At 37.9% G+C, this 12,947-nt stretch carries 13 protein-coding genes; 9 read left to right on the top strand and 4 right to left on the bottom strand.

Annotated features, from left to right (window positions below; all coding sequences use genetic code 11):
- Window positions 1–531 precede the first annotated feature (531 nt).
- Complete coding sequence (locus tag FJG96_RS02845) at window positions 532–1,086, top strand: copper chaperone PCu(A)C (RefSeq protein WP_139412645.1); 555 nt, start codon at window positions 532–534, stop codon at window positions 1,084–1,086.
- A 113-nt stretch (window positions 1,087–1,199) separates the two neighbouring features.
- Here FJG96_RS02845 and lysM read toward each other — a convergent pair whose 3' ends face one another.
- Window positions 1,200–1,655: a peptidoglycan-binding protein LysM gene (lysM, locus tag FJG96_RS02840; RefSeq protein WP_139412644.1), complete on the bottom strand. Its 456-nt coding sequence runs from the start codon at window positions 1,653–1,655 to the stop codon at window positions 1,200–1,202.
- 386 nt (window positions 1,656–2,041) lie between these two features.
- Between lysM and FJG96_RS02835 the strand changes: the two genes are divergently transcribed.
- The 6 genes from FJG96_RS02835 (at window position 2,042) to thpR (ending at window position 7,001) form a co-directional block, all read left to right on the top strand.
- Window positions 2,042–2,764 carry a response regulator transcription factor gene (locus FJG96_RS02835; RefSeq protein WP_039759370.1) on the top strand — a complete coding sequence of 241 codons (723 nt, stop codon included), beginning with the start codon at window positions 2,042–2,044 and terminating at the stop codon, window positions 2,762–2,764.
- A 39-nt stretch (window positions 2,765–2,803) separates the two neighbouring features.
- A complete protein-coding gene (locus FJG96_RS02830; protein ID WP_139412643.1) occupies window positions 2,804–4,588 on the top strand; it encodes a sensor histidine kinase in 1,785 nt (594 codons plus the stop codon).
- A 21-nt stretch (window positions 4,589–4,609) separates the two neighbouring features.
- Window positions 4,610–5,074, top strand: a complete 465-nt coding sequence (locus FJG96_RS02825; protein WP_139412642.1) for an HPr kinase/phosphatase C-terminal domain-containing protein — start codon at window positions 4,610–4,612, stop codon at window positions 5,072–5,074.
- Between the two features lie 135 nt (window positions 5,075–5,209).
- Complete coding sequence (locus tag FJG96_RS02820; RefSeq protein WP_139412641.1) at window positions 5,210–5,608, top strand: PTS sugar transporter subunit IIA; 399 nt, start codon at window positions 5,210–5,212, stop codon at window positions 5,606–5,608.
- A gap of 17 nt (window positions 5,609–5,625) precedes the next feature.
- Window positions 5,626–5,922: an HPr family phosphocarrier protein gene (locus FJG96_RS02815; protein ID WP_139412640.1), complete on the top strand. Its 297-nt coding sequence runs from the start codon at window positions 5,626–5,628 to the stop codon at window positions 5,920–5,922.
- Window positions 5,923–6,461: 539 nt separating this feature from the next.
- The gene (gene thpR, locus FJG96_RS02810) at window positions 6,462–7,001 is read left to right on the top strand and encodes an RNA 2',3'-cyclic phosphodiesterase (RefSeq protein ID WP_139412639.1); all 540 of its coding nucleotides are present in this window, start codon (window positions 6,462–6,464) and stop codon (window positions 6,999–7,001) included.
- 105 nt (window positions 7,002–7,106) lie between these two features.
- On the opposite strand, the gene grpE is transcribed toward thpR, so the two are convergent.
- Window positions 7,107–7,766, bottom strand: a complete 660-nt coding sequence (gene grpE, locus FJG96_RS02805) for a nucleotide exchange factor GrpE (RefSeq protein WP_139412638.1) — start codon at window positions 7,764–7,766, stop codon at window positions 7,107–7,109.
- A gap of 124 nt (window positions 7,767–7,890) precedes the next feature.
- Window positions 7,891–8,961, bottom strand: a complete 1,071-nt coding sequence (gene hrcA, locus FJG96_RS02800) for a heat-inducible transcriptional repressor HrcA (RefSeq protein WP_139412729.1) — start codon at window positions 8,959–8,961, stop codon at window positions 7,891–7,893.
- Window positions 8,962–9,440: 479 nt separating this feature from the next.
- Between hrcA and rdgB the strand changes: the two genes are divergently transcribed.
- Both rdgB and hemW read left to right on the top strand, forming a co-directional pair.
- Window positions 9,441–10,088, top strand: a complete 648-nt coding sequence (gene rdgB / locus FJG96_RS02795; RefSeq protein WP_139412637.1) for an RdgB/HAM1 family non-canonical purine NTP pyrophosphatase — start codon at window positions 9,441–9,443, stop codon at window positions 10,086–10,088.
- Complete coding sequence (gene hemW / locus FJG96_RS02790) at window positions 10,085–11,284, top strand: radical SAM family heme chaperone HemW (protein WP_139412636.1); 1,200 nt, start codon at window positions 10,085–10,087, stop codon at window positions 11,282–11,284. The genes rdgB and hemW overlap by 4 nt, the downstream gene beginning before the upstream one ends.
- 433 nt (window positions 11,285–11,717) lie before the next feature.
- On the opposite strand, the gene dapE is transcribed toward hemW, so the two are convergent.
- Window positions 11,718–12,890: a succinyl-diaminopimelate desuccinylase gene (gene dapE / locus FJG96_RS02785; RefSeq protein ID WP_139412635.1), complete on the bottom strand. Its 1,173-nt coding sequence runs from the start codon at window positions 12,888–12,890 to the stop codon at window positions 11,718–11,720.
- Between the last annotated feature and the right edge of the window lie 57 nt (window positions 12,891–12,947).

Below are 12,947 nucleotides of genomic sequence, written 5' to 3'. Positions count from 1 at the left end.
CCTCCTTCAAGTATTAAACGGTACTTTTCCAAATGCTCATATTGATAACGATATCATTGATCGATCTCCTCTTACAAAATTCTTCTTCTAATAGACTCATCTTTCATTACTATTTGAAAGCTGTGCTTTAAATTCACCGAAAAAGCTTTTTCTTAAATGTATCCTTCTAAAATTTGAAAATATATAATCATGCCTCTGTATATACGCTTTAAAGTACCAAGAGCTGTCGTAACACTAAGAGTTTATAAAGTTTATGATCTTTCTGTATTGTATCTTTATTCAGTAGAATAATGATGGGTCTTAAATTTTTAGCATTTACAAATACTTTTGTGAAATGAACACAGAAATGTTGAGAGATGTTTTGCCTTTGTAAACATGACTTTCTTTCTTTAATATTCAAGAATTCTATGATTTCTATTCTCATATTAAATCAATTTTATTTTAGTAATTCTTTGCTTTTATTTTAAATAAAAAATCTGCTAAAATAAAAAAACAATTTAAATTGTGAGTCTTATGAAGGAGGGTGAATCAATGGTAACATCTATTATTAAGAAAATAACAAATCTCATCTTTAAGAATACAATACATGCACTATTTCCGTATAAAAGGGTTATCGCAAATATCGTGTGTGCTCTTCTTTTTGCTGGTGTAACCCTACCAGCAAGTGCTCAGCAATATAAACTTGGTGACATAGAAATTCTCAATCCTTGGGTACGCGAAACACCTAAAGGTGCAAAAGTTAGTAGCGGTTATTTTTATATTATTAATCACAGCAATACCCCAGATCGTTTAGTTTCTATTTCCACAAATGGCGTAAAAACAACAGAAATGCATACTATGGCTGTTGTTAATGATATTATGAAAATGGAAAAAATGCATAATGGCATTGAAATTCCGGGAAATGGCGAAGTCACACTCAAGCCCGGTGGTGATCATATTATGTTTATGGGGCTTTCACAACCCTTCAAGCTAGGTGATAAAATTAGCGCAAAATTGACATTTGAGAACGCAGGAACCATTGATGTTGATTTTTCTGTAAACGCTATGAAAACAACCCCACCTTCCAAATCCACTCCTGCTCATTAAGCTCTTTTTATTATAAACACACATTTTATAAAATGAAGAAGCGTGAAATTGTTTATGCTTCTTCATTCTGTTTAATGCCATAACATAAGCAAAAAACTATTCTCTTTTATACGTTAAATATGGTCAACTTCAGGAATACGCAAAACTTGTCCAGGATAAATTTTATCAGGAGATTTTAGCATTGGTTTATTGGCTTCAAAAATAAATGTATTTTTATCACCTTGCCCTTTTCCATAAACCTCTTCAGCAATTTTCCAAAGATTATCACCAGACTTAACCTCATAAAAACGAGAAGTTTTTCTAGACGTCGTATCGATAACCTTTAATTGTTCAACATCCACAGAAGAAATACCTTGTGAATTGCCAACAACCAAAAGTGCTTTTTCAAGTGTTTCCCTATCTGGAACCTCACCGCTTAAAATAGCTTTACCGTCTTCAACTTGAATATTAACTTTTTCTGTACCCAGTTGAAAATGATCAAATGCGGCCTTAAAGTCTTTTTCTTTTGGTTCATGGTCCCCCATACCCAGCTTTTCCCCTACAGTTTTAATAAAATTAACAAATCCCATTATGACCTCCTTTCGTATAGCAGAAACAAATTTTTGTGCATATATTGCCACATTCTTGTCTTTGCTCTTAAAACACATAGGCGGATTTTCTAAACTTCAACAATCAAAACTAAACCTGTTCAATTTTGGGACAAAGATAAGAATAAACTTTGCAATAAATTTTAATAAAAAAAGCTTTTATGCAAATTTTCTCTCAAATGAAGGGATCTTAATAGACGGAGAAACATTATAAATTATGAAAGCAAAACAAGATTTTACAGGAATAACAACAGGTTTTGTACTTTGCTACAATTTGTATCATATTTGTTTTGCAAAAAAAATGTGAACTCCCATATAAATAAGTGTGGGTAATTTGCTACCACAGCAATAGAAAGGTCTAAGAAACCATGAAAGATACACCAACAATCACGCAAACGATTGTACTTGTTGATGATGATCGCAATATTTTGACATCTCTATCTTTTGCGCTTGAGACAGAAGGATATCGGGTTGAAAGCTATACAGATGGAGCATCTGCACTCAAAGGTCTCACTCTTCACCCCCCACATTTAGCTATTTTTGATATTAAAATGCCCCGAATGGATGGGATGGAGCTCTTGCGTCGTTTACGTCAAAAATCTGATCTTCCCGTTATTTTTTTGACGTCCAAAGATGATGAAATTGATGAATTATTTGGTCTTAAAATGGGAGCTGATGATTTTATTACGAAACCTTTCTCCCAACGTCTTCTCATTGAGCGCGTAAAAGCTATTTTGCGCCGTTCCAATGCCCGTAACCAACCGCTTTCTACAGGAACTGCTTCCACCTCTTCTCTTAAACGTGGAGATCTTGTAATGGATCAAGAACGTCACACCTGTACATGGAAAGATAAACCTGTTATTTTAACTGTTACGGAATTTTTGATTCTGCAAACCCTCGCACAAAGACCAGGCGTTGTAAAAAGTCGTGATGCTTTAATGGATGCTGCCTATAGTGATCAGGTCTACGTAGATGATCGCACCATTGATAGTCACATTAAGCGTCTGCGTAAAAAATTTAAACAAGTGGATGATGATTTTGCAATGATTGAAACACTTTATGGTGTAGGTTATCGTTTTCACGAGGTATAAAACTGCTTTGTCGCAAAAATTTGAACGGCAATCAAATCGATGACAGACAATTCTCAACTGGAAACTCTAAAAAAAACAGCCCCTAACGGTATATCCTCAGCGCCATTTCTTATGTTTGCTCGTTTACACCTTCGAATACAACGTCTCTTTAGACAATTGCTTTTTTCCAGTCTCACACGCCGCATTGTTATCTTAAACATTGCTGCCCTTGCCGTTCTGGTTACAGGCATTTTATACCTTAACCAATTTCGCGATGGTCTCATTGAAGCAAAAATTAAAAGTTTATGTACCCAAGGAAAAATTATCGCTGGGGCTATTGCTGCTTCTGCAACAGTAGATACAAATTCTATCCTGATCGACCCCCAAAAACTCTTAGAGTTACAGACTGGTGAAAGCGTTACACCCGCCCCTCAATCAACCGACTCTTGGGATTTCCCCATTAACCCTGAGCAAGTTGCCCCTCTTTTACGACGTCTCATCACACCTAAAACGACAAGAGCACGTATCTATGATCGTGATGCGACTTTACTTCTTGATTCGCGGGTTCTTTATTCTAGTGGAGACGTTTTTAGATATGATTTACCCCCACTTAAAACAGAACAAAATATATGGGATCGCCTTACTTCATGGTATTCAAACACATTTTATGAAAAAGGTATTGTTCTTGATAGAGAACAAACAAAAAACCGTGGTATTGCTTATCCAGAAGTCTACCGAGCATTAAACGGATCTCTTGCTACCGCCAAAAGACGTAACAGACAAGGTCAACTTATCGTTTCTGTTGCCGTTCCTGTTCAACGCTATCGCGCGGTGGTTGGCGCCCTTCTTCTTTCAACAACTGGCTCCGATATTGATAACATTGTAAAGGCTGAAAGACTGGTTATATTTAAAGTCTTTGCCGTTGTAGGCAGTGTACTTTTGGTTCTTTCGCTCTTTTTAGCCCATACGATTGCCCATCCATTAAGCAAATTATCTGCCTCTGCTAACCGAGTGCGGAATGGCAATAATCAGCGTGTAGAAATTCCTGATTTTTCAATGCGTGAAGATGAAATTGGTCATCTCTCAACCTCCATTCGTGACATGACCAATGCTCTCTATATGCGTATTGAAGCCATTGAACGCTTTGCGGCTGATGTAAGCCATGAATTAAAAAATCCTCTCACTTCCCTCCGTAGTGCTGTTGAAACCCTCCCTCTGGCTAAAAATGAAGAAGCACAAGAAAAATTGCTTGAAATTATTCAACATGATGTGCGCCGTCTTGATCGGTTGATTACAGATATTTCTGATGCATCGCGGCTCGATGCAGAGCTTGCACGAGAAACCGCAGAGATCGTTGATATGACACCGCTTTTGGAAAGTCTTGTTCATGCCGTTCAGGAAGTATACCGCAATGCGCAAACCATCGATGTAAGCCTGAATATTATCCCACGTCCTTATGGAAAACCTTATCTTGTGCTAGGACATGAGCTCCGTTTAGGGCAAGTGATTTCCAATCTTCTTGAAAATGCACGTTCCTTTATTCCTCGTAATCGTGGCAAAATTTGCATTACTATGAAAAGCCATGCTTCAACTCTTATTTTAACCATTGAAGACAATGGCCCTGGTATTCGTTCAGAAAATATTGAACGTATTTTTGAACGTTTCTATACTGATCGACCCAACGAAGATGCTTTTGGACAAAACTCTGGACTGGGCCTTTCTATTAGTCGGCAAATCATCGAAGCCCACAATGGGACAATTACAGCCGAAAATATTATTGATCCGTCACCTGGAAAATGTAAAACTGGTGCACGCTTTATTATTATGCTTCCCCTCGTTAAATAATCTTTTACCCAAGTAAAGGACATGAAAACAAAATGTGAAATACTCCACGCAAATTGCCTTCAATTGAGTGGAAAGGGGCTGTTAATTAAAGGTCCCTCGGGATCGGGAAAATCGACCCTCACCCTTGCTTTACTTGACCGCGCTGAGTGGTCAAAACGTGAAGCAAAACTCATCAGTGATGATTATACAATGCTATGTGTGGAAAATGGAAAACTTCACGGATACACGCCCGACAACTTACAGGGCGGTATTGAGATTCGTGGTGCTGGTCTTTATATGATAGAATTTCAAAAGTATACAACCATCGACTGCGTTATTTTTCTCGGACCCGAATATGAACGTTTTTCCACAAATAAAACTTTTCAATTTGAAGATTTGCACATTCCTCTTTTAAAACTTCCTTCTCTTCGTGAGGCCGATTGTACCGCCATTTGTCAAGCTATTGAAGCATTTTTGTTTAGAAAATTATGGCGCAAACCTGTTTAATTTTTTTCTAAAGATAAAAAAATCACACTTTTTGCCTTTTTTTTGCAAATTTTTCTTGGCAGCAAGACAAAGCATTGTAAAATGTCTTTCCCACCAATATGGTCGGATCTTATTAGTTAACAGGAGTTTGCGTAAATGATTGGACTCGTGCTTGTAACGCACGGTGAGCTGGCTATTGAATTTTTACATGCCGTGGAACATGTTGTTGGAACACAAGAAAAGTTCGCAACAATATGCGTCCATCCCGATGACGATATAGATCAGCGCCGAGGTGATATTATAGCCGCAGTAACCGATACAAATACAGATCATGGCGTCATCATATTAACAGATGTGTTCGGTGGAACACCATCAAATATAGCTATTCCTGCTATTGAAAAAGGACGCGTTGAAATGATTGCGGGGGTTAATTTGCCCATGCTTATTAAATTGATTTCTATTCGAAAATGCCCTGATATCTCATTATCAGACGCGTTAAGAATAGCACAAGAAGCAGGGCGTAAATATATTAATGTACCAAGTATGATTTTATAGCGGATGATACAATACTGATGCTTTCCAAAGATGCCCTCCCCTCTCAAATAAGCCGTCATTTTAATATCTGTAATAAACGTGGGTTGCATGCAAGGGCTTCTGCGAAATTTGTACAAACTGTTGATAATTTTAACGCCACTGTTGAAGTTGAAAAGGATGGAAAAATCGTTGGTGGATCATCAATTATGGGACTCATGATGCTAGCAGCTTCAGCCGGTTGTAACCTTACCATTCGTGTTTGGGGACCAGAAGCAACAGACGCCCTTAATGCTCTTGAAAAACTCATCAATAACAACTTTGGAGAGGAAAACTAGCGCCTTCTTATAATAAACAAGGATGATGATTCTAGAGAAGAAAAATTTCCATCATTATCTTGTATTTTGATTATTTTTCTCGTTTTTGTGCCAAGTTTTTTTACTTTCTTTCCTAACATTATTTCGCCAATTTAAATAATTGTTGCGTATTATGGCTGTTACCCACCTTAACTATATAATTGATATCTTTACAGAAAAGAGAATTTTGACTTGGACTGAATATGTTTTCTTTTAGGCAAGAGAAAAAATCAGAAATTGATTAACTTTCATTATTTTCTGCTAACTTTGCAGCTTTTTATAATACACAAGCAATCCCCGACTTCAAATCATTGTGATGTGGATCATGAAAACGCAGTTTTTATCGATATCATAACCATTTTCCTTACAACAAATAAGCTTTGTACATTTATAATTATGGTAAGCATTTTTTAGACATTCTTTTTCTATACTATTGCCTTATCTTTTGTAGCATTCTTCCCTTTTAATTTATCTTTTATTGCACTTGATATGATATCTTTTCATTATAAGGAGATAATATTATGGGTCGTCTATTTAGTGCTCTTCAGCTTCCTCAACAAACAACCCAACAACTTGTATTGTTGCAAAAGAGCTTACCAAATACGCAGTGGATTAATCCGCAAAATTTTCACATCACTTTGTCTTTTTTCGGTGAAGTTGAAAATGCTACAGCAGATGCACTTAAGCATGCTTTTGACACAATAAAGGTTCCTCCTTTTATGCTACAAATGAAGGATTTTGATATTTTTAGTTCAGAAAATACTTCCCCTTCTCTTGTTATTCGCATTAAACCTTGTGAAGCTCTCAGTCTTTTACACAAAAAAATGCAATGCATTCGCAGCCATTTAGGTCTAACGCCTGATAAAAGAGAATTTACGCCGCACATTACCGTTGCGCGACTGCGCGATATTAAGCCTGAAGACCTTCCTCCTTATTTGTCCTCTCGGAGTGATTTTTCATTTCCTCCCTTTGATGTTGATCATTTTGTTTTATTTTTATCGCTATCTCGCTCAAGCGATGCTCCATATATTGTAAAAGGAAGTTGGCCACTTAAAAGATAAAAGGGTGTTTGTAACACCCTTTAAAACTTTTTGAGGAAAGCCTCCATATACGCGCAATTACAGGAAATGCAGCACTTTACGCTGGAAGCTTGTTATTGATATGTTTTAAGCCGAATCAGTTTCAACAGAGGCCTCTTTTGTTCCTCCTTTGGCCACACCCACGATTGCTGGACGTAAAACCCTTTCTCCAATAATATAACCAGCCTGAACCACTTGTTGAACAGTATTATCGGGAACATCGGCATTAGGAATTTCAAACATCGCTTGATGAAAATGAGGATCAAATTTTTGTCCCTCTGGATGAATTTTCTGCACCCCATGACGTTCTAATGCTGCCATCATGGCACGTTCAGTCATTTCAACACCTTCAGCCAACGATTTCAAACCAGAATCACTTTCTCGTGAACCTTCTGGTATTGCTTCCAAAGCGCGATTGAGATTGTCAGAAACAGATAACATATCTCGCGCAAAATTAGCAATAGAGTAAGCCTTCGCATCCGCTACATCACGTGCAGTACGGCGTCGAAGATTTTCCATATCCGCAGCAAGACGTAAAAGCTGATCTTTCAACTCTTTGTTTTCATCCTGCAAAGATGCTAAAAGATCAATCTCACTACTTTCTTCTTCAACGTCTCCATGTGCTTCTGTTTTATGTGTTTTTAAAAACTCATCCGCTGCTTGTTTTAGTGTATTACGATCAGCTGGATTTTTTAAATCACAATTTTCAAATGAAGCGTCAGTAAACTTGTTTTTTTCATCAGACATAAAAATTCTATTCCTTCATAAGATTTATTATTCTCGATATCGAAATTTTACAGACAAAAATCAAGGGGTATTAATGCATATTAATACAATGAGCTTCTATAGTACAAATACTTACCTGCATCGTTTAACGCAATAACTGTGACACAAGTTGAGCTGTATAATCAACCATAGGCACAATCCTTGCATAATTAAGCCGTGTAGGACCAATAACACCTAAAGCACCAATGACTCTTTGCTGTGAATCACGATAAGGTGCTACGACTAAAGAAGAACCAGAAAGTGAAAATAACTTATTTTCTGAACCAATAAAAATCCGGACCCCTGACCCTTCATCCGTTAAATCGAGAAGCTGTGCCATACTCTCACGTGTTTCAAGATCATCAAACAAATGGCGTAACCGTTCTAAATCTTCTTCTGCTTTCACATCTTCAAGTAAATTACTGCGTCCACGAACAATGAGGTGTATTTTATGATCAGCGCCTTCTCCTCCCCAAAGAGCTAATCCTGTTTCAACAAGATGATGCGATAAATCATCAAGTGCAGCCCGTGTTTCTGCGCATAAGCGAGCAATTTCTCCTTTAGCTTCACTCAATGTACGCCCTTGAATATGAGCATTGAGAAAATTCGTTGCTTCTGTCAATTGTGCATGGGTAACCCCTTCTGGCAAATGAACAATACGATTTTCAACCTCACCTTGTTGAGTCACTAAAACGGCAAGAGCGTGCTCCCTATCAAGGCGCACAAATTCAATATGTTTCAATGTTCCTTCTTGTTTTGTTGCGAGAACAAGCCCTGCTCCACGGGAAAGATCTGAAAGAACTCGGCTTGCTTGAACAAGAAAATGTTCAACCGATTGTGCATGACCTGCCTCTTTGACTTGCATTTCAATATTTTCTCGCTCGTCGTTTGGCAAATCACCCGCTTCCATAAATGCATCAACAAAAAAGCGTAAACCCGATTGGGTTGGCATCCTCCCTGCTGAAACATGCGGGGCATAAATCAAACCGAGATGTTCAAGATCACTCATCACATTGCGAATCGTCGCAGGTGATAATGTCTGTTGCAAAAGTCGCGAAAGATTACGTGACCCTACAGGTTCACCATCATTAAGATAGGCTTCAACAATATGGCGGAAAATATCACGCGAACGCTCATCAAGATATTTTAGTTCATTATCAATAGGCTTGTGCTTCATCACAATTGTTTCACTACTTAAAAACACTCTTCTCTTATATAAGTTTTGCCAAGGTTTGGTCAAATAATCTAAAGTAGTATAAAAACATATTATCCTATTGAGCCATAAAACACCATCTTTTAAAATGATGATATAAGCATATAAATTATGCATGAGGTGTTTTTTATTAGAGCGTGTGATTGAATATTTAAGACAGAAATTGGTCTCTTTAAGAGCTTACCAAGAAGGGTTTGTTTGTTTATAAACCACTGGGAGTAGAAAATTGGATTTCTACCATAAAAAGATTTTCATAAAAAAATCGTCTCTCATATCTTTTTAATCATTGTCTTTACAAAATACGAAAAATTTTATTTGAATAAAATATCATAAAACATGTAAAATAACTCTATCATGTAAAATCAGGCAGAATGTGTGATATGAGCCTTTAAGCTGGTTCTTAGCATAAAAATAGTTTCCCTTTCATTTTCGGAGAAATCTATATGAGAAGTATAACAGATAAAAAACTTGTCATTGCGACGCATAACGCCGGCAAATTACATGAAATCACCACCTTGGTTGCACCTTTCAGTTTAATAATACAATCAGCAAAAGAGCTTGGGTTGCCAGAACCAAAAGAAACAGGAACAACATTTGAAGAAAATGCTTATATTAAAGCTTTTGCAGCAGCAAAAAAGACAGGACTTCCTGCTCTCTCTGATGATTCAGGCTTAGAGGTGGATGCATTGGATGGTGCACCGGGCATTTATACAGCTGATTGGGCAATTCAAGCCGATGGTACACGTGATTTTCCAAAAGCGATGCAAAAAATAGAAGATGAACTTCAAAAAGTCGGAGCGCGAGAAAAAAGCCAACGAAAATGCCGTTTTATATCCGTCATTTGCATTGCGTGGCCTGATACTCATGCAGATTATTTCCGCGGATGCATTGAAGGAACATTCATTTGGCCTCCACGGGGAGATAAAGGTTTTGGCTTTGATCCTATTTTTTTACCAGATGGATATGAAAATACCTTTGGAGAAATGTCAACAGAGCAAAAACACGGCTGGCAACACGATAACATTCCACCTCTTTCACATCGCGCACGAGCTTTTAAACTTTTGGCAGAAAACCTTCTGGCATTCTCATGAATGAACCTTTTGGCATTTATATTCATTGGCCCTTTTGTGCTGCTAAATGTCCCTATTGCGACTTTAATTCACATGTTCGCCTCCATGGTGTTGATCAGCCGCGTTTTGTCACCGCCTTTGAGCGCGAAATAGAAACGCAATATCAAAAAATAGGTCCACGTCATATTACGAGTATTTTTATTGGTGGGGGAACCCCCTCTCTTATGGAGCCGCAAACTGTTGATGCCCTCTTGCAAGCACTTGCAAGAAAATGGGTAATTGATGATAAAGTTGAAATTACATTGGAAGCTAATCCATCCAGTGTGGAAGCAGAACGTTTTCGCGGATACCGCGCTGCAGGTGTTAATCGCTTATCTCTAGGAATACAAGCGCTCAATGATAAAGCATTGCGCAAACTTGGCCGACTCCATAATGTAGAACAAGCTCTTTATGCCATTGATTTAGCTCGGCAAATTTTTCCACGCTTATCTTTTGATCTTATTTATGCTCGTCCCAAACAAACCCTTGAACAATGGAAATCTGAACTTGTACAAGCCATTGATTTGGCAGCAGACCATCTTTCTCTTTATCAATTAACAATCGAAGAAGGAACCGCCTTTAAACGACTTCATGATGCAGGAAGGCTTATCCTTCCCCCATCTGAGCTCGCAGCAGATCTGTATCATCTTACCCAAGAAATAACAGCTCTGTATGGACTTCCTGCCTATGAAATCTCAAACCATGCCATGCCTGGTGCTGAATCAGCACACAACCTTCTTTATTGGCGTTATCACCAATATGCAGGCTTTGGTCCAGGAGCACACGGCCGTTTTATTGAGAACATGCCAAATCATTCTTCCTCCTTTTCAAAAACATCTTTATCACACCTTGAAAACCATGAACGTTATGTCACTATTAATGAAAAGAATCCCGAACAGTGGCTTGAATTAGTCGAAAAAACAGGGCATGGCTGTATTGAAACAGAACGATTAACTCTTCAGCAACAGGCAAATGAAATGCTCCTTATGGGATTACGCCTTTGTGAAGGCTTGGAACTTACACGCTATGAAACCTTAAGTCCAAAACGTATCCCAATAGAAAAACTTATCGATTTACAAAACCAAGAATTGGTCGAAATGGTGGATAATCAACGCTTAAAAGCAACAACCAAAGGACGTATTGTTCTTGATTACGTCATCAGCCAACTTGCAAACTAGAGTTTTTATAGCGACATATTGATTTTAATGATCATCATTATCTTTCATAGCAAAAATGAAACCAAAATATCGTAAGAGTTTTTTTTAAACTATTTATAATACATTAATTATTACTTTTTAAAAATAGCGGAGTGTGTGGATACAAACTATACAAAAAACGTAAAAATACTTTTTATGAGCATTTTCAATCACCTAGAACTATCGCAATATTTTGAGATAGAAAATATATGATAGTCTAACTTTCTTTTTTAGAAGCGTAAAGGTGATGGTTCACAGAGCTGAAGGCTTTACGAGCAAAAATTCCAGCCTTAAAACTGCACACCACGTACTCTCCACTTGATATATTAACGCCTAAAACGACAATGTTTTATGGAAACAAAAGGGTTCTATGCAAAATAAGATAAAGATATCATTGAACCGAACAATTATTTCTTTATGCAAAAAAATCAACAATAAAACGCTCATAAACAGCGGTAAGCGTTTCCACTGCATCAAGGGCGACACATTCATCTACCATATGCATCGTTTGCCCTGGTAAACCAAATTCAACAACGGGGCAATAATCCTTAATAAATCGTGCATCTGAAGTTCCTCCAGACGTGGAGCATTCTGGCGCACTCCCTGTTACACTTTTAATAGCATTGGATAAAATTTGAATAAGTTTATCATTTTTGGTCAAAAAAACATCCCCTAAACTCGGAATCCATTCAAGCTGATAAGAGGGATATTGACCACTATTATTTTTTGATTGCACCAAAGCAAGGCGCTTTTCAATTTCCCCCATCAAGGTTTCCTTTGTCCAAAGATCATTATAGCGTATATTAAAACGAATCGTTGTCTGCGCTGGAATAACATTGACTGCCAAATTACCGGTATCGATGGTTGTTAGTTCTAAATTACTGGGTTGAAAATTCTCTGTCCCTTGATCTAAAGCCGTTTGTGTCAATGCTTGAATAAGCTTATTTGCCAAAGGCAAAGGATTAGCAGCCCGCTCTGGAAAAGCAACATGACCTTGGCGACCTTTCACGGTAATGACCCCAGAAATCGATCCGCGGCGACCAATTTTGATAACATCACCAACAGCCTTTACGCTTGTTGGTTCCCCTACAAGAGCAGCAGTCCATTTTTCGCCTTTTTTTTCTGCCCATTGGAGAAGTTTTACCGTACCATTAATAGCAGGCCCCTCTTCATCCCCAGTAATCAAAAGGCTTATCGTTCCTTTAATGGATTGTTTCTCAAGAACGCGCGCGAGAGCCGCAATAAAACAAGCGATACCGCCTTTCATATCAACAGCACCCCGCCCATATAATTTCCCCTGATCTATAACAGCTTCAAAAGGTGGATAAGTCCAATCTTCCAATGCACCTGGCGGTACGACATCCGTATGACCCGCAAACATAAGATGGGGTCCTTCGCTTCCCATTTTTGCATAAAGATTTTCAACATTATCTGTATTTTTATCTTTAAAAATAGGGCGCTCAACATGAAATCCCATTTTTTTCAAAAATTGTTCCAACGTTGATAAAGCCCCTGCTTCATGAGGTGTAACAGAAGGACAACGAATCAGTGCCTGTAATAGCTGAAGTGGATCTGTAAGAACAGACATAAAAACCCCTTCCCATTTGTTATAAATTATCGGAACTTAAGGGTATTACGCTGAATG

It is taken from the genome of Bartonella mastomydis, assembly GCF_900185775.1.
Classification (GTDB): Bacteria; Pseudomonadota; Alphaproteobacteria; order Rhizobiales; family Rhizobiaceae; genus Bartonella; species Bartonella elizabethae.
The sequence above is the reverse complement of the archived record's forward strand: the minus strand, read 5'-3'. Positions and strand labels throughout refer to the sequence as shown.